The organism is Halomonas sp. H10-59 (genome assembly GCF_040070555.1).
GTDB lineage: Bacteria > Pseudomonadota > Gammaproteobacteria > Pseudomonadales > Halomonadaceae > Halomonas > Halomonas litopenaei.
The window spans coordinates 2,842,625-2,865,198 of the sequence record NZ_CP098828.1; the positions used below are offsets into that span (position 1 = coordinate 2,842,625).

The 22,574-nt window shown below is 64.9% G+C and carries 19 protein-coding genes; all 19 read right to left on the bottom strand.

Annotated elements, in window-relative coordinates; all coding sequences use genetic code 11:
- Positions 1-20: 20 nt before the first annotated feature.
- Positions 21-1,355 (bottom strand): oligosaccharide flippase family protein, encoded by a 1,335-nt coding sequence (locus NFG57_RS12420; RefSeq protein WP_124803726.1) that lies wholly within the window; start codon positions 1,353-1,355, stop codon positions 21-23.
- The gene (locus tag NFG57_RS12425) at positions 1,352-1,945 is read right to left on the bottom strand and encodes a sugar transferase (protein WP_045994001.1); all 594 of its coding nucleotides are present in this window, start codon (positions 1,943-1,945) and stop codon (positions 1,352-1,354) included. The genes NFG57_RS12420 and NFG57_RS12425 overlap by 4 nt, the downstream gene beginning before the upstream one ends.
- Before the next feature lie 2 nt (positions 1,946-1,947).
- Positions 1,948-3,201, bottom strand: a complete 1,254-nt coding sequence (locus tag NFG57_RS12430; RefSeq protein WP_213227200.1) for a glycosyltransferase family 4 protein — start codon at positions 3,199-3,201, stop codon at positions 1,948-1,950.
- On the bottom strand, positions 3,198-4,406 hold the full coding sequence (locus NFG57_RS12435) for a hypothetical protein (protein WP_348814431.1): 1,209 nt from the start codon (positions 4,404-4,406) through the stop codon (positions 3,198-3,200). The genes NFG57_RS12430 and NFG57_RS12435 overlap by 4 nt, the downstream gene beginning before the upstream one ends.
- Positions 4,407-4,488: 82 nt before the next feature.
- Complete coding sequence (locus NFG57_RS12440) at positions 4,489-5,487, bottom strand: hypothetical protein (RefSeq protein WP_045993990.1); 999 nt, start codon at positions 5,485-5,487, stop codon at positions 4,489-4,491.
- Between the two features lie 92 nt (positions 5,488-5,579).
- Entirely contained in the window at positions 5,580-6,911 is a 1,332-nt protein-coding gene (locus NFG57_RS12445) for a DUF4910 domain-containing protein (protein ID WP_348814432.1), read from the bottom strand.
- A gap of 105 nt (positions 6,912-7,016) precedes the next feature.
- Positions 7,017-8,000 (bottom strand): polysaccharide deacetylase family protein, encoded by a 984-nt coding sequence (locus NFG57_RS12450; RefSeq protein WP_348814433.1) that lies wholly within the window; start codon positions 7,998-8,000, stop codon positions 7,017-7,019.
- A gap of 94 nt (positions 8,001-8,094) precedes the next feature.
- Positions 8,095-8,958 carry an SDR family oxidoreductase gene (locus NFG57_RS12455; protein ID WP_348814434.1) on the bottom strand — a complete coding sequence of 288 codons (864 nt, stop codon included), beginning with the start codon at positions 8,956-8,958 and terminating at the stop codon, positions 8,095-8,097.
- Positions 8,948-9,862, bottom strand: a complete 915-nt coding sequence (locus NFG57_RS12460; RefSeq protein ID WP_348814435.1) for a Gfo/Idh/MocA family oxidoreductase — start codon at positions 9,860-9,862, stop codon at positions 8,948-8,950. The genes NFG57_RS12455 and NFG57_RS12460 overlap by 11 nt, the downstream gene beginning before the upstream one ends.
- Positions 9,859-10,683, bottom strand: coding sequence for an SDR family oxidoreductase (locus NFG57_RS12465; RefSeq protein WP_222516590.1), 825 nt, complete (start codon positions 10,681-10,683; stop codon positions 9,859-9,861). The genes NFG57_RS12460 and NFG57_RS12465 overlap by 4 nt, the downstream gene beginning before the upstream one ends.
- 70 nt (positions 10,684-10,753) lie before the next feature.
- Entirely contained in the window at positions 10,754-11,467 is a 714-nt protein-coding gene (locus tag NFG57_RS12470; RefSeq protein WP_348814436.1) for an acylneuraminate cytidylyltransferase family protein, read from the bottom strand.
- A 46-nt stretch (positions 11,468-11,513) separates the two neighbouring features.
- Entirely contained in the window at positions 11,514-12,731 is a 1,218-nt protein-coding gene (gene neuC / locus NFG57_RS12475; RefSeq protein WP_222516592.1) for a UDP-N-acetylglucosamine 2-epimerase, read from the bottom strand.
- 25 nt (positions 12,732-12,756) lie between these two features.
- The gene (neuB, locus tag NFG57_RS12480; protein ID WP_108132863.1) at positions 12,757-13,821 is read right to left on the bottom strand and encodes an N-acetylneuraminate synthase; all 1,065 of its coding nucleotides are present in this window, start codon (positions 13,819-13,821) and stop codon (positions 12,757-12,759) included.
- A 147-nt stretch (positions 13,822-13,968) separates the two neighbouring features.
- Positions 13,969-14,592, bottom strand: a complete 624-nt coding sequence (locus NFG57_RS12485) for a NeuD/PglB/VioB family sugar acetyltransferase (protein WP_348814437.1) — start codon at positions 14,590-14,592, stop codon at positions 13,969-13,971.
- A gap of 12 nt (positions 14,593-14,604) precedes the next feature.
- Positions 14,605-16,413 carry an ABC transporter ATP-binding protein gene (locus NFG57_RS12490; protein ID WP_348814438.1) on the bottom strand — a complete coding sequence of 603 codons (1,809 nt, stop codon included), beginning with the start codon at positions 16,411-16,413 and terminating at the stop codon, positions 14,605-14,607.
- 32 nt (positions 16,414-16,445) lie between these two features.
- The gene (locus NFG57_RS12495) at positions 16,446-18,710 is read right to left on the bottom strand and encodes a polysaccharide biosynthesis tyrosine autokinase (RefSeq protein ID WP_348814439.1); all 2,265 of its coding nucleotides are present in this window, start codon (positions 18,708-18,710) and stop codon (positions 16,446-16,448) included.
- Between the two features lie 43 nt (positions 18,711-18,753).
- Entirely contained in the window at positions 18,754-19,194 is a 441-nt protein-coding gene (locus NFG57_RS12500) for a low molecular weight protein-tyrosine-phosphatase (protein WP_348814440.1), read from the bottom strand.
- 3 nt (positions 19,195-19,197) lie between these two features.
- Positions 19,198-20,370: a polysaccharide export protein gene (locus NFG57_RS12505; protein WP_108132867.1), complete on the bottom strand. Its 1,173-nt coding sequence runs from the start codon at positions 20,368-20,370 to the stop codon at positions 19,198-19,200.
- Between the two features lie 798 nt (positions 20,371-21,168).
- The gene (locus NFG57_RS12510) at positions 21,169-22,404 is read right to left on the bottom strand and encodes a DUF2333 family protein (protein WP_348814441.1); all 1,236 of its coding nucleotides are present in this window, start codon (positions 22,402-22,404) and stop codon (positions 21,169-21,171) included.
- Positions 22,405-22,574 lie beyond the last annotated feature (170 nt).

Sequence of the window (22,574 nt, forward strand, 5' to 3'; positions counted from 1 at the left end):
TCCCTTGCACAGAAGCGCTCTCACGTCTTGATCAATCCCTGGTCACGCCGTCTTGCCCGCAACAGGGTCACACCGACCAGCGCCAGATTGAGCATGGCGCCGACCAGAGAGAAGGCCACCACCGCAACGAGATCGCTGTGATACACCCGAAACCCCACATACAGCGCGGCCACACGGCCGAGCACGCTGAGTACCTCGTAGATCAGAAAACCACGCTGCAGGCCCAGACTGGCGATGGAGGCCACACTGGGCTTGTTGAGAAAGGCAAAGTACAGCCAGACCGCCATCCAGCGTGCGTACTCGCCCGCCTGCCACCAGGGGTCACCGAACAGCAGAGCAAACAGCCAGGGCCCCAGCACCACCATGGCACCAAAGGGGACGAGCCCCACCGCCGCCATCACCAGGGTGGTCTTCGCCAGTGACGCAGTAATCGGCTCGCCGCGGTTGACCGCCGAGGCCACATGGGGATAGAAGACGTCGTTGACCGACTTCGCCAGCAGCACCATGGGCGCGGCCAGTACCGAGGCCGCCAGGCTGTAGTGCCCAGCGGCTGCGGTACCGAAGAATCCCGCCAGCAACAACACCGGCAACGACTGCGACAAGGCGTTGAGCGTCACCTGGGGTGCGCGATACAAGGGAAAGTCACGGTGGCGACGCGCCAGTTCCCGCCATGGGGCGCCTCGGCCCCCGCCGACCAGACCATCACCGAGTCGCCGGTCTGCCCACCACAGCAGCAAGGCGTTAAGCCCACTGGCGGCGGCGGTGACAAGCACCAGCGTCACCCCGACCGGATGCAGCACTCCGCCGGTCGCCTTGGCCAGGTTGAGGACCAGGGCATGGATCATCGCCACCTTGGCCGTCACCCCGAATCGCTGACGCCGAATCAGCCACTGCTGCATGACCTGTTGCATGGCCGCCAGCAGCATGGCCACAGGCAGCAGCCAGATCAGCATGGCGGCAAGCCTCGGATCGAGATGCCGATCCAGCAGTGGTTGCAGCACAGTGAGCGCCGCCACGGCGGCCAGCGCCAGCAGCACCGCCAACCCCATGCTGAGTCGGGCCAGCCCCCGGGCGTCTTCGTCGCGCGGCGGCAACACCATGGCGACCGGGTAGGTCAGGGCCGCCAGCGGCGCAACGACACTGACCAGGGCGCTGAAGGAACCGGCCAGGCCGAAGGCGTCAGGGCTGAACAGACGGGTGATGAGTGGCGCAAAGGCCAGACTCAGCGCCTGTGCCCCCGCCGTGCCACCGGCTACCAGCAACACCTGGGACAGCAAGCGATGACGTCTGAGCGCTGTCAGCCAGCCCCGTTGCGGCAAGACCGCGGCCACCGAGTCGGTATCCCGGGGCGTCATTCATTGCCTCGAAAGGGCTTCATGGTGACGCTTCCTTGGCCACTGATACCCTCGCGGCGCAGCACCTTGACGACCGTCATGGCCAGTATCCGGATATCGAGCGCCAGGCTGTGGTGGTCCACGTACCAGACGTCAAGCTGGAAGCGCTCGCGCCAGGAAAGCGCATTCCTGCCGTTGACCTGAGCCCATCCCGTAATCCCCGGTCGCACCTCGTGGCGACGGGCCTGGTCCCGGTCATACAGCGGCAGGTACTCCATCAGCAGCGGGCGTGGCCCGACCAGACTCATCTCGCCTTTCAGCACGTTCCAGAGCTCGGGCAGCTCGTCCAGGCTGGACGCCCGCAGCCAACCCCCGAGCGTCGTCATGCGCTGCTCGTCGGGCAGCGTGCGTCCCTGCTCGTCACAGCGCTGGGCGAGGGTCCTGAACTTGATCAAGCGGTAGGGACGGCCGTGCAGCCCAGGGCGCCACTGAAAGAAGAAGGCCGGCTTGCCAAGCCTCAGCCGGACGAGTCCCCAGATGCCGAGCATCAAGGGGAATAGCAGGACCAGCAACGAGGCGGCCACCAGCACATCCAGACAACGCTTGGCCATCATCATCTCACCACGCTGGGGTCGAGCCCTGCCGGGCAGGACGACGCCGTCTCGACCCCCATGGCGTCGAGGATGCTGTGATTGACGCGGTGCACGTCGTAGCGCTCCTCGGCGCGAGCGCGGGAGGCCTGGCCGTGCTGGACGATCAGCGCCGGCGTTTCCAGATAGCGTTGCAACGCCAGGCACAGGGCGTCGACGTCTTTCACCTCCACCAGATAACCGTTGACCCCGGGCGCGACGGTCTCGCGGCATCCCGGCGCGTCGGTGGTCACAACCGCACGCCCCAGGGCCATGGCCTCGAGCACCGTTCTCGGGGTCCCCTCGCGATAGGACGGCAGCACATAGACGCTGCATTCGGCGATGGCCGGACGGACATCATCGAGTCGACCGAGGTACTCGATGGCGCCGTCATCGATCCACGTCTGAAGCTCGTGCGCCGCGATGCTGTCGGGGTTGTCGTCCAGCCAACCCGCCAGGCGAAAGCGCACCTGGGGATGGCGCTGGCGGATACGCGTCGCCGCCTCGGCGTACTCGCGCACCCCCTTGTCACCCAGCAACCGAGCGATCAGCAGGAAGCTGACCGGCTCGGTCGCTGGAGCCACCGGCGAAAAATGCGCCAGATCCACTCCGGAACCGTTGATCACCCGGGACGCCGTGGTATCAAGGAGAATCCCCTCCTCGATGAACAGGCGACGATCATCCGGGTTCTGGAACAGCACCATATGAGCCCGCCCCAGAGCAACGCGGTACAACCGCCGCACCAGCGCCTTGATCAAGCGGCGCTTGTTGCCACCCTGGGCGCCACCCTGAGTGCCCTCCTGGGTGCCGGTAAAGGCATACCCCAGCCCGGTGACCAGCAGGGTGCGCTGGCGCACCCCCAACACCCAGGCAGCCAGTGCCCCGTAGACCACCGGCTTGATCGTGTAGGCAAAAAGCCCATCGGGGCGTACCCGCAGCATCAATTTCATCAGAGCCACCAGGGTCTTCAGATCGGCCAGCGGATTCATGCCGGTGCGCGAAAGCGGGATATCGTGCAGCGTCGCGCCGAGGGCCTCGAGACTGGCTTTAAGACGCGACGAAGCAGCCGAACGCTCGGCGTCACCCTCACCGCCGGCGTCACCGGTAGCGCCCCTGCCCCCCACGGGCGCGGCGACATGGACCTCGATTCCGCGAGCGACCATCTCCCTGATCAGCTCACCGCGAAACCCGACGATGGACTCGGGGTAGCTCGCTACCATCAACAGTCGCTTGATCATCTCGCCACTCCATTTGGCGTGCTTTCGACAGACGGCGTAGAGCCCCCGGACGATTCGGTGTCGGTGGCTGTCTGGCGCGGGCGCCCCATGACGGACATCAACAGATAGATAAGCACCGGGGTAAACATCCACTTCTGACGCGCAGCGATGCCCAGATTGGCAGTGGTCATCGCCAGGATGGTCCAGGCCAGCAGCAGGTAAAACCACAGAAACAGTCGATTGGCGGGAGGCGCATTGCGCCCGGTGATGGCGGCGATGCCACCGACCACCATCAGATACAGCAGGATGACGTTATCCACCGAGGACGCCAGCTGGAACACACTGCTGGCTTCCATGGGCAGAGGCCTAAACATATAGGTGAAAAGCTGCATCGGCAGACTCATGGAGGCGATGTCCACCGCACCGCCGCCGGTCTGGTTGTAGCTCTGCCGCAATTCGATGTAACTCATCACCTGATCGGCATCGGAGCCGCTGCCGACCCCGGCGTAATCCAGCGCCAGGGGTACGATGATCGCCGCCCCGGCAAGCGCCGCAGTCCCCAGCAAAAGCCGCTGCCACAGCACGACGCCGGGCTGCAGACAGAAGGCAGCCGCCAAGGCGATCAGCTGTATACCGGCCATGTGCGGTCGCACCACCAGCATGATCATGACCGCCACCACCATCAGCAGGTGACGGCGTCTGAGATCAAGCGCCGCCCACAGCGAAAGCCCCATGGACAGAAACGACAGCGCATCCTTGCCGATGGCGGAGCCCCAGTAGTGCATCGAGGGCAGAAAGAGTACGGCCAGCGCCAGCAGACGAATACCCAGGGCACGCTCGGCAATGGCCTGATGGAGACTGCCGGCGAAGGCCAGCAGCCCGACATAGCCGGCCAGATTGAACACCAGAAAGGTCCCCAGAAACGACAGCCCCAGCCCCTGGGTGAACAGCGAGGTGAACACGATCACCCCGGCGGTGCCAAAGGAGAACTCGACGCCGTCGTTCAACGACGCCCGGTAGTACATCAAGGAATCTCCGCCGTCGCCGTTGACGAACCAGGCGTAGAGCACGCAGAAGGCCGTGTGCCAGAGATAGAGCGGCAGACACAGCATGTAAGACAGCCCGAAGGCTCGCCCCACCGCTCTGGCAAGCCACAGACCGAGCACGAACACCGCCAGGGCGGAGTACACGTCCCAGGCGGAAGTGACATAAGGGATGGGAACCATCGGCGGTAAGCTCACTCATTTGACGTGCAGGCATGCCGTTCGACTACCACGGGGGCCAGGCGCTGGACGGACAGCGTCCTTCTCAGGCAATCGCCACATGGTCGATGTCGTCGTGACCGGGATCGCCCACGGCCAGATCGCAGACTCGTCGGATATGAACGTCGCCCTTGAGGTCGACGAAGGTCACCCTGTCGAGCAGATCCAGGCAGTAGAGCTCAGAAGACGAGGAATAGTGATACACCACCAGTTCGTCGACCCGGCTAGCCAGTAGACGAATCCACACCTCGGCGGGAATCCACGGCTGCTCCAGCACCTGGATATCAGCATCGAGCCAGGCGCAGCCGTCGTGGGGATGGGGCTTGAACAGCAACAGGGGATGACGTCGCTTGAGCTCGGCAAGCCTCTCGGCGGAGATATCGCCGCCCCCCCAGGTACCCAGTACCAGCGCCGGCGTTGCCGACGTCAGCCGGTCGAGCCAGGGCGACAGCAGTGCCTGCCAGTCCTCCCAGCCTTGCTCCAGCTCGCCGACGAGCCCCGGGCAATAGCGCGCCTTGTGAGCCAGGCGTGGATTCAATCGGGCGTAGGTCCGCGGCCGCGAAACGAACACCAGGTCGGTCCTGCGGCCGCCTCCGAAACGCAGTCCGCAACCGCGCACCAGGGCCACCAGGCTCCACTTCAACCGCCTGGACAGAGGCATCTCGTAGAGATAGGAGCTGAAGTAGGTGCTGACCCCCTCCTCGTAAAGGCACAGACAGCCTGTCTTCAGCGGCGCCAGCAGCAGGTACTTGCTGGTGCGATCGTTGTCGATGAACAGACTGTCGTAGTGCAAGGCGCCCAGCGCCTCGCGTGCCGCGGCCTGGGTCGGCACGCGGCGTATCTCGTCAAATAGAGATCGATGGTGGCTCGCTTCGACAAAGGCGTAGAAGGCGTCATACTCGGCGATGCTTTCGGCCACCAGCAGCACCAGCGCCTGCTCGATTCGATAGTGACGAACGATCGAGGCACAGGTCAGAAACTGCAGCGGCTTGCAGCAGATAAAGACGCTTCGGCCAAACGACGCCTGCGTGCTCGTCGCCGGCACTGCCCCCCCTGTGTCGATCCCTTCCTGAAGCGGTGTTCCTGCCCCACCCGACGGATGCGCGCGCTCGCCACTCACCTCCTCCCTCGCCCGATTCATACCAGCTCCACCAGACCACAATCGCGCCAGCGCTTGAGATAGTCGTGGACCACGCTCTCCTCGAGGCCGACCTCCCTGGCCAGCTGGCGCACGGTGGTCGGGCGCGTCAGGGTCGGGATGGAGTCCATCAACAAACGCATGCGCCGGCGTGACTCGTCCGGCACGTCGCCGAAGGCGACCTGGCCAGGATCCACATAGAGGTCATGGCGGGGGTGCGACAGGCAGACGTTGCCCTCGAAGCGCTTCTTGATCAGCGGCGAGGACTCGATATCGTCGATGGCGGCGAGCACCACGTCACGCGCCTCGAGCAGGCGCTGCGGCGACATCAAGCCAAGGTTATCGGCGTCGGTGTGATACTCGGGATAGGGATAGCGCGATAGCGAGGCCATGGGGATGCCGTAGGCTTCCCACAGGTACTCGTCGTTGAGCAGCAGGCTCTCGAAGGCGCCCTCGCGGTAGGCGTGCCCACCCTCGCTGAGCACGCGCGACAACGCCTGCTCGATGTTCGATCCGGCACCTCGTGAGCGCTGCAGATTGAGTATGGTGGGCGAGCCCAGCATCTCGAGCATCACACCCTCGAACAGTCGAGCGCGCTCTGCGGCGGGAAGCCGCCCCAGGTAGTACTCGGTGCCCATGATGCCGGGGGCCAGCACCAGTCGATAGCTGAAGCGCCTGGGTCGCGCGGCAAGCGCCTCGAACACGGCGAGCCCCACCGCCACACCGGACAGACCATCGTTGGCGACACCAGGATGATCCAGGTTGGCCCCCAGCACGATGGTCTGCTCGAGCTGACCCGGCAGGTGATAGTCCAGGCAGCGCAGATACCCCGGCGCCTCACGGGTCTCGATCACCACCTCGTAGTCACCAGGCGCAAGACTCTCGACAAGACGACGTGGCACGCAGAACCCCCAGTCACGCTGCCAGCTGGTAAATAGCTGGCGAAAATGGAACGGGATGCGCTCGTCGTAGCGGTGATCAAAATGCAGGTGGGACTTGAGTTCTTCTCGCGAGACCGTGCCTCGGAACGGCAGTGACAGCGCCATCACCGCCATGGGATGCCAGCGACCATCATAGATACACTCGCCATCCTTGTAGATGGCCGCCTCCAGTACGTCCCACCTCGGCGGAATCACCCAGCCATTGTGGACGTCAGAGGCCTCGAAACGATGCTCCCTGAGCGGCCAGCGCTCGGCCAGGTAGGCCACCGTGGCGTCGTAGTCGCTCGAACAGATCACCCGATTCAGCGGAGTGAGGTCGGCCAACATGGCCATCATGGCGTCGCCGGCGGCGACAGACGCTGTCGTCGCGCTCTGCGTGCACGCTGTCATGACAAGATCCCTGTGCATGGTGGGTAGGCTGGCGGCAAACCGCCGGGGCCGCGCCAGGCTCGGCGCAAATGGGAAAGACGTGGAGGTGGACGAGGATGTGGTCAGCTATCCAACCTGGACGGTCGCCGGGTCGCCAGGGCAGGCAGCGGCCTGGCTGGGCAGATCATTGGTGTCCAGGCGCGGCAATAGCAAGGGGTCGTCCCGGGCCGGGTCGGCCTGCCGCGACGCCACGGTCAGCCCGGCGGCGCAGCCAAGCTGGCGTAGACGACCCAGCAGCGCTTCGTCGACGCCACCGTAGGGATAGCACATCACCCAGTCGTCGCCGAGCACCCCCAGGTTTCGAAGATGAGCGAGACTGACCTCGAGGTCCCTGCCCTGTTGTTCGGGCGTCAGGCTGTCGAACCAGAAGTGCTGATCTCCGTGGCAGCCGATATGCATGCCGGCGTCGTGCAGCTGGCGGACCTCGGCATCGCTCAGATAGAGCATTTCGGCGAAGGCTCGCTGGTCTGTGCTGACGAAGCGCGCAAACAGCTCATCGATGACGTCATGGCGAACCTCGAAGGGCAACTCCCGCTGCAGCAGGCGCTTGAAGAACAGGGTATCGGGGTCATCGAAGCGTCCCTGGCGCGACAGGCGATGATAGACCCTGCGATGGATATCCTCGTAGGTCCCCAGGCCATGACGCTCGCGACGCTTGTCCAGTGCCCTGGCCAAGGCCGGCAGCAACTCTGCGGTGGAAGCGACGCTGGCCAGCACGAACTGGATCTTGTTGACGTCGAGGATCAGGCCGTCGCGCAGGGTACCGGTGCAGGGAAAGAAGCTACCCTGAAGGCCGCGTCGCTCGAGCTCCGGCAGCACATGTTCGAGGTGATCACGATAGCCGTCGTCGAAGCTCAACAGCACCGCCTGCTCGGGCAATGTCTGCTGGCCGCGCCAGGCGGCGATCACCTGTTCCATCGTCACCGGCCGATAGTGCCGCTCGAGATGGTCGAGCTGAGCGCGAAAGGCAGCAAGCTCCAGCGCCTTGAGGCGCGGATAGCGCGACCCGGCCAGCGGTCGGACATAGTGGTACATCACGATGGTCAACATCGAGCGAAACTCCTTCCCTGCCGTTCAACTGGTGCCGTTGATCGGGTGCCGTTCATCGGATGCCGTTTATCGGGCAGCGTGCATCGACGCCGTGCTACCAGGCGCTCAAGCCACCATCCACGTGAAGCGTCTGCCCCGTCACGTAGCCGGAGGCATCCGAGGCCAGAAAGATCAGCGCGCCGACCAGATCGGTCGGCGTTCCCATGCGCCCCAGCGGCACCCTGGCCGAATAGCGCTCGACGAAGGCTGAGTTCTGGCCACTCTCGATGCCGCCCGGTACCAGGGTATTGACGCGGATACCGTGGCCTGCCCAGAGCGTGGCGAGATAACGCGCCAGTCCAGACACCCCGGCCTTGGAGGCGGCGTAGACCGGAGGCGTGTTGATGGCCACCCCCAGGTACTCCGAGCCCTCGTAGATACGCGGATCGCAGCCCATCTCGCCGTAGATGGAACCGGTATGGATGATGCTGCCGCCTCGACCCTGCTCGATCATCTGCCGGCCTACCGCTCGCGACACCAGAAAGACACCGTCGAGATTGACCGCCATGACGTCACGCCACTGGGCCAGGGTGTAGTCTTCGGCCGGGGCGAAGAAGGCCTCCAGGTCTCGCGCCTTGGTCGCCGCATTGTTGTGCAGGATGTCGATGCCTCCCAGCGTCTTGACCGCATGCGCCACCATGGCCTCGACCGAGGCCTCGTCGCTGACGTCACAGCCAAGTCCGAGGCAAGGACGACCGAAGTCGGTCTGAAGCTCGGCGGCGAAGCGCTCGGCCTCGGCAGCGTCGAGATCCGCGACCACCAGCGAGGCGCCGCATTCGGCGAGTGCTCGACAGAAGTGCCGCCCCAGGATGCCCAGGGCCCCGGTGACCAGTGCTACCCGACCGCTCAGATCGAACAGCGCCGATACCGCGCACGCCTGCGCGGGTACAAGGCCTGCACCCTCATTGTCAGAGCGCATCGAGACGTACCTCCTCTCCCCGTTCGGCCGCGAGGCGCCCGGCGATCAACGTCTTGATCACCGCGAGTGTGGTCTGGCATTGATGACGATCCGGCCCCTGCTCGAGCATCCGCCAGAACTCCCACAGGGTGCGACGAAACATGCCGAAGTTGTCGCGGATGTCGGCACTGGTCTGGCCGGCATCACCAAACACCTCGATACGAAATACCGGCGGCACCTCGCCGAGCGCATCGATGCTCAAAAGGCTGCCGTCACTCATGGTGATGGCGAAGGACTGGTGGCCTGCCCCAAGCGCTCTGACGGACACCGGCGTCGCCGCCGTCAACGGCAGGATGGCGTCGAGCAGGTGAACCCCGTAGCGCTCCCAGTCCTTGACGATGGCGCCCCTGGCCAGGCGCCAGTTGCCCAGCGCCCCCGGCGCCGCACGCAGGGCGTCGAGTTCGCTGGCGAAGCGCATGCCGGAACATGACATCAGGCGCCCTGCTGCCAGGTAGGGGGAAAAATAGGCCAGATCCTGCGGATCCAGGGTCAGCGGCTTGTCGATGAATACCGCCAGGCCCGCCTCGAGAAAGGGTGCCGCCAGTTCGCGGTGGCTCGCCGGATCGTCACGGGCGATGATGACCGCATCCACCTGCCCCAGCATGTCACCAGGCTCGGCCACGGCCTCGTCGATATGGCAGGCGCGACATAGCCGCTCGGTGACGTCTCGATCCTGGGTCCAGGCGTGGGTGACACGCAGATCACCGACGCCGAATTCCGAGCGATGTCGCCGTGCCAGATAGTCATGGATCACCGGCCAGCCCGCCTCGGCCATGGCCGCATCGTGGTAGCCATTGAGGATGGCGGAAAACGAAAACGGGTGACCGTTGCCGGGACTCATGCCCAGCATGCCAATACGCCTCATCGGCACGCCCTGTCACTGCTGCTTACGTCCGCGCCACTGCTGTCGAGACCGCTGCTCTCGTCTGCCTCTGGCCAAAGCCGGGCAAAACCTGCCGGCGCGGTCCCCGCCAGCCAGTCGATGCCATCGAGGGACGGCGTCAGCGGTATCTCGTGACCCAGCCAGAAGAAGCGCCCGCTGGCGCCATCCGCGGGCAGTTCCAGTAGATGGTCCAGGGTCGGTAGACAGACCTCTGGCGCCATCGGTGCCTCGGGGGCCATCTTGCTGCGCACCGGGCCGGGGCTCATCAGGTTGATCTTGATATCCACGTCCTGATGCTCTCTGGCGGCGGTCACCGTCAGCGCATTCAGCGCCGCCTTGGAGGCGCTGTAGGCGGCATGCCCGGCAAAACAGTTGAGCGGTGCGCCGGAGGTGATATTGACGATGCGGCCAAAGCCACGACGGCGCATGCCGGGCAGCACCGCCGCCATGAGCATGGCCGGCGCGATGGCGTTGACCTCGAGCGAGCGCCGAAGCACGGCTTCGATGTCGGCGTCCACTGGCGCAGGCCGATTGAAGCCGGCATTGTTGATCAGATAGCCGACGTCGCCGCATTGCTCCATCAGTGACGCGATATCACTTGCGATCTCACCGCCGGCGAGATCCAGGCAGTGGACCTCGACACCGGGAAGGCTTGCGGCCAGTTCTGCCAGGGCGTTGGCGTCACGCCCCAGCGCGATCACCCGAAAGCGGCGGTTCAGGTGGCGGCACAGGGCCATGCCGACCCCACCGGTAGCCCCGGTGATCAAGATCGCCGGGCGCACATCGGCAGATGCGGGAGTCACTAAGGCTTCGACGGGGTGGCTCAACGGGCTCTCCAACGGGCTCTCCAACGGGCTGTACAACGGGCTATCCTCAACGTGCTCTCCTCAACAGGCTTTCGACGATGACGAAGTCGTGCTCGCGGTCGATGTCGACCGAGCGTTCCGCCGGCATGATCACCGCGCCACTGCGCCCGAACAGCAACGCCTTGCCATCCTCGGGAAGACGATCGGGACGGAAGGCATAGACGGCACCATTGAGCTGATAGGCCATGGGTAACGCCTGTCGCGGCAGCCAGGGATCGCTGCCGTCGATAAAGGCGGTGGGCCGGCCCCGCGCATCCAGCCGCCAGGTACGGTGAGGATTGACCTCGGCAGCCTTGAAGGTGGCCACCGAATCCAGCCCCTGCACCACCAGACGCGACAGGCACTCGGCCACATCCTGGGCACTGCGCAAGGGGCAGGTGGGCTCCAGCAGCACCATCACCTCGGGAGCCTCGCCGCCCTGGTTCAGCTCATCGAACACTTCGCGGATGGCGTCGATCACCAGCGCCTCGTCGGTGGCCAGATGCGCCGACCGACGATGCACCTCGGCGCCATGCCGGCGGGCCACCTGGGCAATCTCGTCATCATCGGTACTCACGATCACCCGATCGATCGCCATCACCTGCCGTGCCACCTCGATCGACCAGACCAGCAGCGGGCGTCCGCCGAGCGGCCTCAGGTTCTTTCTCGGCACCGACTTGCTGCCGCCCCGCGCCGGTATCACCGCCGTCACCGACATTGCCGCCTCGGACACTGGTGTCATCTTCATTTCCTGAAGGTTGTTAGGGTCGTTATCGAAGCGACGAAGGTCAGCCCATCAGGCCTTTGGTCGGAGAAGAGGTGCCGCCCAGAGGGGACACCTCGTCGATGTCGAAGAACCACTTCTCACGGATGCCGGCATCCAGCTTGACCCGTTTCAAGGTGTTCTTGATTCGCCGCGAGGCGGCTCCATCCTCGAAGGGGTCATAGGGATTGCTCAGGGCGCCCAGCGAACGCTTGAAGGTCTCGCTCAGGGCGGTCTCGATGCCCTTGGCGATGGCCTCTTCCGAGGCCTCGACATTGATCACGTTTGCCGCCTTGAGGCGGCCGTCCTGACGCTTGCCGACATTGACCACCGGCCGACGGAAGGATGGCGCCTCGATCAGACCGCTGGAGGAATTGCCCACCAGCACATCCATGTGCTCGAGACAGCCGTGATAGAGACGCTGTCCCAGACTGTCGACCAGACGCCTGGCCTCGGGGCGCTCGGCACACCAGCGCGCCAGCCGGGCATTGATGCTGCGTCCATGACAGTCGGCGTTGGCCTTGCACACCAGCACGTCCAGATCCTCGAAACGCGACAAGGCCGCGATCAGCGCTTCCACGTCCTCGCCCGTGCCCGCGGTCACCGGGTGATAGGTGACCAGCGCGGTGGGTCGGTCCAGTGGCATGTCCAGGGCCCTTGCAAGCACCGCCCTGGTCGGCGTGCGGCTGCGGTACAGGTGATCGATGCCCGGCGCCCCATGGACAAACACGCGGCCGGGGTCTTCTCCCATCTGCAGGATGCGACGACGGTAGACCTCGGTGGCGGGAAAGTGCAGGTTGGCCAGCTTGGTCACCGCATGACGATAGTACTCGTCCAGGGCGCCACGACTGGTCTCGCCCCCGTGGAGGTGGGCCAGGGTGATACCGTGGGTGACCGCCGCCAACGCCACCGGCACGATTTCGAAACGGTCGCCCAGCAGGACCACCAGATCGGGCCGGTCCTCGACCAGGGCATCGCCGACGCTCAACAGCGCCAGCCCCATGGCCTTGGTCATGGCGTTGCGCGAGTCCGACGCCAGCAGGATCTCGAGGCGTCGATGCAGACGAAAGCCGTCGCGCTCGATCTCGCTGACCGTGGAGCCGAACTCGGTGGACAGGTGCGATCCGCTGGCCACCAGCATCAGTTCCAGCGCAGGGTCTTCGTTGATTTCCCGAAGCAACCAGTAGAGCAGCCCATAGTCCGCTCGAGAGCTGGTCAGGACCCAGATCTTTCTCGGAGTCATGCCAGTCCCCCTCATGCCCAGGCCATCATGTCAGGTCCGCCCAGTCCAGCAGGGCGTCACGACCGATACGGCGTCTGGCCACCCGACCGATCAACTGAGGCAGTGCGGCGGCCGGCAGACCGCTGCCAGGCCGCTTGAGCAGCAAATCGCCTTGCGCCAGCACTTCGCCGGCGTCGATATCGCGCCCGGCTACCACGCTGCGACGCACCAGCTCCCGCTGGGGCTGCTCACAGGGCGCCGGGCGCTTGCGCCCATCGCCGAGGGCCTGCTCGATACGACGAATGGCGGTCACCATCGCCAGGAAGGCCTGAGGATCCAGCGAGGCAGCATGGTCCGGCCCCGCCATGGTGGTATCCAGGGTCAGGTGTTTCTCGATGACCACGGCCCCACGCGCCACCGCCGCCAGCGCGATATCGATGCCATCGCTATGATCGGAGTAGCCGACCGGGCATCCGAAGGCCTGGGCCAGGGTATCCATGGCGGCGAGGTTGATCTGATCCACCGGCGCCGGGTATTCACTGACGCAGTGCAGTACCGTAACGTCGCCGGCCCCCGCCGCCGAAAGGGTCGCCAAGGCGGCTTCGATTTCCCCCAGGAAACTCATGCCCGTGGACAACAGCACCGGTTTGCCCTGGGCGCCGATACGTGTAAGCAGCGGCAGATTGGTCAACTCCCCGGAGGCCACCTTGAAGCAACCGACGTCCAGCGCAGCCAGCCACTCGACGCTGTCCTCGTCGAAGGGGCTGGCCAGGAATTCGATGCCACTGTCACGGCTGTACTGGGCCAATCGCCGAAAATCGTCAAGGCCAAGCTCCAGGCGCTTGAGCATGGCGTACTGGGAGCCGTCCTCCGGGCAGGCCTTTCGCTGGTAGCTTGCCTGGGCGGCGTCGGCGGTCACCAGTTGCTCCGCCTTGAACCACTGAAACTTGACGGCATCGGCGCCGCACTCACGTGCCGCGTCCACCAGCGCCATGGCGGTATCCAGGCACCCATTGTGATTGACGCCGGCTTCGGCGATCACCTGTACGCCTGGTGACTCGGCGCGGCTCGATGCCACCCTCCTGGTCTCGACAACCTCAGAATGACTCATTCGTGTCCCCTGCTTGCGCCTCTTGGCAGAAGCGCCTTCCCTGTTTGCGTAGACCTGCTTTTTGCGTAGACCTGCTTTAATTATTTTTTCGCCTTCTGGCGCTTTTCGCTGTGACGTCTGGTGGTGATGCGTGTCGGCCAGGCGCATTCATTGCCGTCGTCGCGCGGGCGTCCCGAGATACACTCCAGGGCGCGTTACGTCCCCTACCACGGTGGCGCCGGCGCCGATCACCGCCCCCGCACACACTTCGACCCCCTGGATCAGGTTAGCTCCGGTGCCGATCATCACGTCCGCCCCTAGCCTGACGCCCCCACTGAGCGTGGCACCGCAGGCGACGTGGACGTTGTCGCCCAGCACGCAGTCGTGGTCGACCACCGCCCGGGTGTTGATCAGACAGCCTCGTCCCAGACGACTGCCGGTGACCACCACGGCACCATCCAGTATCACGCTGCCGTCTCCCAGCTTCACGTCGTCATGCACCATGGCGTTGTGCGTGATCAACGGCGGCAGGTCGAATCCCTGCGCCAGAAAGGCCTCGATCAGCGAGCGCCGCCAGGGCGCGCTGGTGACCATGCCGACCCCCAGGAAGGCGACGCCTGGCAGGCCTTCCGGCGACGCCAGTCGACAACGGTCCTGCCCCAGCCAGGGGACCGGCATGGCCGACGAGGGCTCCTGTGCCACGTAGCCGGCCACCTGCCAGCCAAGCCCGCGCAGTCCATGCAGCAGCACCCGCGCATGGCCGCCGCCGCCGATCACGAAGCACTCCTTCATCGGTGCCCTACCTCAGGCGCTCTGCGCCATTCGCTTGAACACCTCGTTGCGCGACATCAGCTCCCGGTAGCTGCCCTGATCCACCAGGCGTCCACGCTCCATCATGTAGATGCACTCGCAGGCCATGACGGTGGTCAGTCGATGGGCGACCAGCACGATGGTCTTGCGACCGGCGAAGTCATGGATCGCGTCCATGATCAGCCGCTCGGTGATGCCGTCCAGGGCACTGGTCGCCTCATCCAGCACCAGCACCTCGGCCTCGTGATAGAGCGCCCGAGCGATGCCGATGCGCTGGCGCTGTCCCCCGGAGAGCTGGACACCGCGCTCGCCGACCAGGGTCTCGATGCCCTGAGGCAGCTCGGCCACGAACTCGGCCAGATGGGCGAGCCGAAGTGCCCTTTCGACGCGGTCGTCGTCGATGCACTCGGGGGCCAGACCGAAGGCCACGTTGTCGCGAATGCTGCCATCGCATAGATAGAGCTGTTGGGAGACGAAACCCAGCGCGTCCTGCCACTGGCGACGATTGGCCTCATCGATGACCTTTCCGTCCACGCTGATGCGCCCTCGCAGGGGCTGCATCAGCCCCAGCAAAAGATCGATCAGGGTGGACTTGCCGGAACCGGAGGCACCTACCAGGCCAATCACGCTGTTGGCCGGGATCACCAGGCTGACGTCGTCCACCGCGGGAGAGCGTGCACCGGGATAGCGAAAGCTGACCCCCTCGAGGCGAATCTCTCGCCGGGCCTTGAGGGGTGAGCCGCTCTGAGCCGAGTCACCGCCATGCTCAAGGTGGTCATGGGCATGGCTGGCCCGCAGGTCATTGCGAATTTCCTCAAGCGCATGCAGGTTCCCGCGGATGCTCGAGACGCTGGCGTAGATATGCTGAAAAGCCGGCAGCAGCTTGAAACCCGCCAGGGCATACACCGCCAGTACCGGCAGCATCGACGCCATCTCGCCCTGGTGGGTCTTGAGCAGGTAGAACAACAGCAGGATCACCGAGGCGAAGGCCACCACTTCCATCGCATAGCGCGGCGCCTGCTTGAGCGCCTGATTGGTGCCCTGGGCCCGGGCAAAGCGTCGACTGGCCCGATCGAAACGCTCGGTCAGCTGGGTCTGACGCCCCAGCAGCAACAGATCCTTGATCCCTCCGAATCCCTCGGCCATCAGTCGAAAGCGCTGGCCCTGGGCCGCCGACAGCGCCTCGCCGTTGCTCATCAGGCGACGCCGGGCGGTGTGATAGAGCAGCAGGTAGGCCAGCGAGAACAACGCCATGGCACACAGCGCCACCGCGGGGTTGTAGATCAGGATGGCCAGCGACATGAACAGCGCCAGCACCACCTTGGCATTCATCTGCATCAACGGATCGATGACGCCCAGCATGACTCGCTGGCACTCCTGAGCGATCTGCTTGGTCAGATAGCTGCTGCTGCCTCCGGCGTGGAACAGCCAGTCCTTGTGCATGTAATGGGCAAACAGTCGGGACCCCAGCTCCGCCCCGACGGTGGCGCCGTAGACCGCCAGCCGCCACACCGTGACCATCGACACCACCGCGGCGACCGACAACGCGCCCAGCACCCCCAGCCCAAGCCATAGAAGAAAGCGCTCCGGCGAGTCGGCACCGCTGGCCCGATAGAGCTCGCCCATCACGCCGTCACCGCCAAGGCGCTCCAGATCGCCCACCACCGCCATGAAGGGCGCGATGGAGGCGACGCTGAGCAGCTCGCACAGCGCCATCGCCACCACCAGCACCTGCAGCCGCAGCAGTTGCCGGCGCTGGTGGTGAGTCAGCAGGCCGTAGAGTTCGTGCAGATCAGTCAGCATCTCACCGTCCCTGGTTGTCGCCGCTGCCGTACTTACTGGTAGGCATAGACATAGTGACCATAGCCGTAACCATGCCTGGCGCTGGGGTCCATGGCGTTGAGGATGCAGCCCTTGACCCTGACGTTGGAGGTCTCCAGGCGCCTGAGCGCCACCCTGACCTCCTTGACCGGGTTGAGCTTGAAGCGTGTCACCAGCAGGCTGGTGCCTACCCGGTTGCCGACGATGGCGGCGTCGGTCACCGCCAGCACAGGCGGGGTATCGACGATCACCAGATCGTAATCACGACTGAACTGCTCCATCAGCGCGGTGAAACGCTCTCGCATCAGCAGTTCCGAGGGATTGGGCGGGCAAGCGCCTCGCGACAGATAGTCGAGCCCTTCCACCTCGGTGTGGCGGATGACCTCGGCCACCTCGCTCTTGTCCGACAACAGGTCCGACAGGCCACTTTCGGCCTTCGCGCCGAAGGCGCTGTGCAGGTGTCCCTTGCGCATGTCGGCGTCGATGACCAGTACCCGTTGACCGGCCTGGGCACAGATCACGCCCAGATTCAGCGAGATGAAGCTCTTGCCGATCTCGGGGCTGGGGCCGGTGATCATCAGGCAGTTGTTGGGCGCTTCCATCATCGCGAAGTGCAGGCTGGTGCGCAGACCACGCAACGCCTCGATGGCCATGTCGGTCGGTTGAGTCAGGGCCAGCAGGCCCTTGATCACCGGCTGACTGCGCCGGTCGCTGCGATACTTGACCCGCTTTACCAGGCGCTGCTGAAACTCGGAAAGCGGCACCGTGGCGTACACCGGCAACCCCAGGTCCTCGAGCTGGTCCGGGCTCTCGATGCCGCGATTGAGCATGCCACGCACCAGTACCACCGCCACCGCCAGAAAGGCACCGATGACCGTGGCCAGGGCCATCATCAGGCCGGCGTTGGGTGCCACCGGATCGTCATCCACGTACGCATCGTCGATGACCCGCACATTGCCGATGGTGCCGGCCTTGGCGACCGCCACCTCTTGCGCACGATTAAGCACATTGACATAGATCGCCTGGGTCACCTCCACGTCCCGGGTCAGGCGCACGATTTCCTGCTGGGACTCGGGCATCTCGCTGACACGCTCCTCCAGCCGGGCCTTCTCCTGGTTGAGGATGCCGCGCTGGCGCATCAACGCCTGATAGGTGGGGTGATTGCGGGTGAATCGCTGGACCAGTTCGGCTTCCTGGAAATCCAGGGTGTTGAGCTGCTCCTCCACCGAGATCAACTGCTCGACCACCGAGGCCGCCTCGGAGTCCAGGTCGATGCTGTCCACCTCGACGCGATAGGCATTGAGCCGATCTTCCGCCGACGACAGCGAGGCCTTCAATGCCACCGCCTGCTCATCGAGAAAGGCCAGGCTCTGGTCGGCCTGGGCCGACTGCCGCTCGACATTCTGCATCAGGAAGGTTTCCGCCAGGACATCCAGCGACTCGCGCACCCGATCGATGTCGGTGCCGGTCAGGGTCAGGCGCAGCATGCCGGTGCTGGCGCTCGAGCCGCTGCCCTGCTCGGTGACCGTCAAGCGTGACAGCAGCGAATCGATGGCCGACACCTGGGGGCGCTTGGACAGGCTGAACTCTGCACCTGGCGCCGCGGTCATCTCGCGAACGCTCAACACCACATCGCCTCCGGCGAATCTTGCGGTATCGCCGACACGACCGACACCCAACAGATCACCGTCAGGACCAAACAGCTGATAGGCGGCATCGCGGCCTGCCACCAGGCGGAAGGCCGCGCCGCGATAGGAGTCAGCGACCTCGAGGCGCGCCAGTTGCAGCGACTCCCCTGCCCACACCAGATGGCTCAGATCCCATGCCTCGGGCATCAACCGCTCGAGCCATCCGAGCGGAGCGGTCATCCAGCCCAGCTCAGCCAGGTCCTCCCGGGTCACCCCTTCACGCACCAGGTAGTCACCGACCAGCGGCAGACGCCGTGGCGACACCTGGGTGTCGAGGGCGAGACGGTCAACCACCCGCCCCAGCACCATGCGAGACCGCAGTATCTGCACCTCTGCCGAGGTGTTCTCCTCTTCTCCCATCACCGTGGCCAGGTCCCCCAGCGGACTGACCGAGGCCCGACGCTCCACGTGTACCAGGGCGTCGCCCTCGTAGATGGGGGGCTTGAGCAAGGCGGACACATAACCTGCCGCTCCGAACAGCAGGGTGACGGCGAGGATCCACCACTTGTGCCGGAGCAATAGCCCCAGGATGCGCCCGAGGTCGATATCCTCGCGGCCGGGAGCGGAAGGCAAGCGTGACATTTGGGTCATGACGGCAGGTCCTGTCGGTGGCCTCGAGCGCGGCGACACGAGGTCATGGCGCGAGCCTTCGGTGCCAGGCGTCGGCGGCATCGGAAAGCATCACGAATACCTGACGGTGTGCGTCCAGGCTCTTGCGGTAGGGGTCGGGGATATCGATCCCGTCGAGCCAGTGGGCAAACAGCAGGGTCTTGCCGGTTGCAAAGGGCGCAAGTTCGCTGACCGCCTGGCGCTGGGACGCACTCATCACCAGCACCAGATCGTGATTGGCGATCATCTCGGGCGTTGCCACCCGGGCGCGGTGGGCGCTCAACTCGAGCCCGGCTCCCCTGGCCAGCGCCTGCACCTCTGCGGGCGCGGCTTCACCTTCGCGCACCGCAGAAAGCCCGGCAGACTGAATCTCCATGGCGGGTAGCCGCCTCTGCAGCAGCGCCGCACCGAGCGGACTACGACACAGGTTCGCTCGACACAGCACCAGCGCACTGGCAAAACGCACCGATCAGATCTCGCCGATGCGGGTGGTGGTGTCGGCGATGGTGCCGGGCAGCAGTGCCGACGGCAGCAGCAGGCTGATCACGTTGTTCCAGCGTGCCAGCGGGGCCGCCGTCACGTAGACCACGTCCTGGGGCTGCAGCGGGAAGTGGGTGCCCATGGTCAGCGAGGTGGCGTTGCTGATATCAAGCTGATAGACGGTGGCAAGCTTGGCATCGCCCGGCGGCTTGGGACGAATCACGAAGATCCCCGACGGTTCGGCGGTGGTCTCGATGACGCCGCCGGCTCGCGCCAGGGCGGTGGTCAGGGTGATACGTTCGTTGCCCAGCACCAGATTGCCGGGATTCCTGACCTGCCCCAGCACCGCGACGTTCTCGGACTCCAGGGTCGGGATATGCACCACGTCGCCATCGCGCAGCAGGCGGTTCTGGGTCTGGTCGCCATGGCGCATCAGCGCGTACAGCGACAGCACCTCCCTGGTGCCATCACGATTGAGTACCACCTCGTGCCAGTTGGCCGTCTCCGATGGCCCCCCGGCCTGGCTGACCGCATCGACCAGGGTCAGCGGGACCGTGGTGATCGGCTGGGCGCCGGGGGTGGCCACCGCTCCACTGACGTAGATCTTCTTGGAATGGTAGGCGGCGACGTTGACGTCCACCTGGGGCTCGGTGATGTAGTTCGACAGCATGCCGGTGAGGGTTCGGCGTATCTGGTCCACCGTCCGCCCGGCCACTCTGAAACGTCCGACATAGGGGAAATAGATGCGACCATCTGGCTGTACCGTCTTGCCGGTCTCTTCGGGGCTGCGCTCGGCGCCCCCCGGAATGGTCAGCTCGGGGTGGTCATAGACGGTGATGTTGAGCACATCACCCGGCCCGACACGGTACTCGTAGTCCGTCAACTGGGCCTTGAGGTAGGAAGGCATGGTGCTAGCGACATCGCCGGTGACGTTCTGACGGAAGTTCGCCACCAATGCCGGGGTGATGGCCTGAATGTCGACCAGATGATCGATGTCCGGCGCCTCGGTCTCGTAGTCGATATGCCCGCCAGGGGCATAGGCACAACCACTCACGGTCAGCGCAAGCAGCACTGCGAAGACGGCACCCGCCAGCCAGCCGGGCGATCGTTGCGACTCGTCCACGACCCTTGTCCACTGGTGTGCCTGATTCACCTTATCCATATCGTCCCCCTGAGCGTGTGACACGCTACCGCCCCAGGGTGATATCGATGGCATATCCCTGAAGCCCTGCGCGTAGACAGATGGTTATTGTCACCGTCGAGGCTGCGTCTTCTGCGAGACGATCGACCACCGACAGCCCGCAGCACCCGTCGACGCTCGAAGACTCGATGGCCGCCAGGTACTGCGATTTATGCCAGTACGATTGCATAGCCGCGCCGTCCTGGCAGTCCGAAATTCCTGGCGTACACAGGCTGACAAACCCCATATCGGTATCCCGGAAGCATGAGAGCGACTGTTTCCGCTTGTAATTGCGTGTTCCTTGAGGACACGTCGGGGGCGCCAGCGGACAGTTACCGTGGAGAAAGTGTTTCTTTAGCCGAATCAGAAGGTTGAAAATGTGCGAAAAAAGCACTGAGAAACCAGGATCGAGAATGTGGGCAAAGGGCGCGACCATGGGCCCTTCGCAGACGCACCATTGCAGTGCGACAGATCACTGATTCCTGATACGACGAGGTGATCGCTGCAGCAACCTCGGTTCATGCGCCGGGATGACGCATCTAGTCATTGGCGACATGGCGCGTCAGCCAGGGGGACGCCAGGCCTCCAATTACCAAAGCGCGGAGCGGCAAAAAGTATCCGGGCGAACGAAGCAAACTGAGAAAAAATGCCCCCGGCAACGAGGGCATGGTAGCTTGCGAAAATGCAGGCAAGGACGGGGGAGAAAATCGGCAACCGCTCTCTCTCACCCCGTCATTGGACCCCTTTCACGGCCCGGGGCTTCTTTTGACTCGGCTCTTGCTACTCGGCGCTTTGCTCGGCAGGCTGCTGCTGGTTGGTGCCTTGCTCGCCGCTATTGGCTTCAGCGCCCTGCTCGTCGCTATTGGCTTCGGCGCCCTGCTCGCCGCTATTGGCTTCAGCGCCCTGCTGGCCACCCTGCTCATCACTCTTCTCATCACTCTGCTCAACGCCGGCTGACGCCGCTGCCTCCTCATCGTCGGGGCTACGGGTCACCTCGGTCACCGGCGGTGTCGCGGCCTCCGGGGCAGCGTTGGCGCCACCCAGGCCATCGATCAGGGACGCCAGGGCGCCATCGAGTCGGCTCAGATGATGGGCCATGGTCAGCGGATAGTTGGCGAAGATGCCGAGGCCACTGCCGCGCAGCACCACCGGGCTCCAGAACTGACGTTGCATACGCTCGATCTCGGCCAGCGCCCGGGCGTAGCTGTCGCCGAGGCCCGCGCTTGCGATCAGATCCGCCTGGTCACGCTCGAGCGCCTCGAGCAGGTGTCCCAGCGCCCAGGTCTGACCGCGGGTCTCGTGGAACACGTTGTCGACGCGGTACCAGGGCACTCGACTGTCCTGTGCCACTTCGATACCCAGCTCCTTCAAGCGCTCACTGTCGCTGACCGTGGATGACAGCCGCTCCCGCAACGAGGCCAACTGCTGGCGCACCGCGTCCAGATAGAGCGCCAGTCCCTGGCCCTGATCGACGAAGGACGCGCCGACCCCATCGTCGAAACGCGCCAGATAGGCGCGGGCCGAGTTCCCCGCCTGGGCCAGGTGATCCTCCATGGACGGGGCCAGCCAATCGTCGGCGTCCTGTTCGAGGGCAGCGATCAGAGTATTCACCGACTCACCGGCGCCGGGGTCGAAGTCCGCCAGGCTGGCGGCCATCAGCCTCGCCTGAACCAGCACACCAGTTTCCCAGGACGGCATATTGTCGAGCAGCAGTCCCGGCGGCATCAGGTCATTTCGCAGGTACCCGCCGGGCTTGTCCTGCAAGGTATCGATCAGGGTGGCCAGGGTCGCGACCGTAACGGTGCCTCTGGCCGCCGGCGCCGCGGAGATGCGCTGCTCCTGGGTGGCAGTCTCCACGTCGAAGCGCGACGGCGCCAGGCTCCACCAGATCCCCAGCCCCACCGCCGCCATCACGGCAAGCACCAGCAGCACGGCGAGCGGTTTCCAGATCCATCCGTACTGCGGGTTCTCGAGCTCCTGACGACGCCTTTCGGCGCGCTGTCGACGACTGCTCATTTCGCTCTCCTTGTCGTTCATCAAAGGCCGGCCAGCCCTGCCTCCAATGAGGGAAAGCGCCGGCGCCAGTGGTAGAATACGCTTGCATCTGATCATAGCGCAGGGTCCGCGGGAACCCCGCCCCGCTTCCACGGTCACACAGCGGGGTCTGACACGGCAGGCGAATCCCG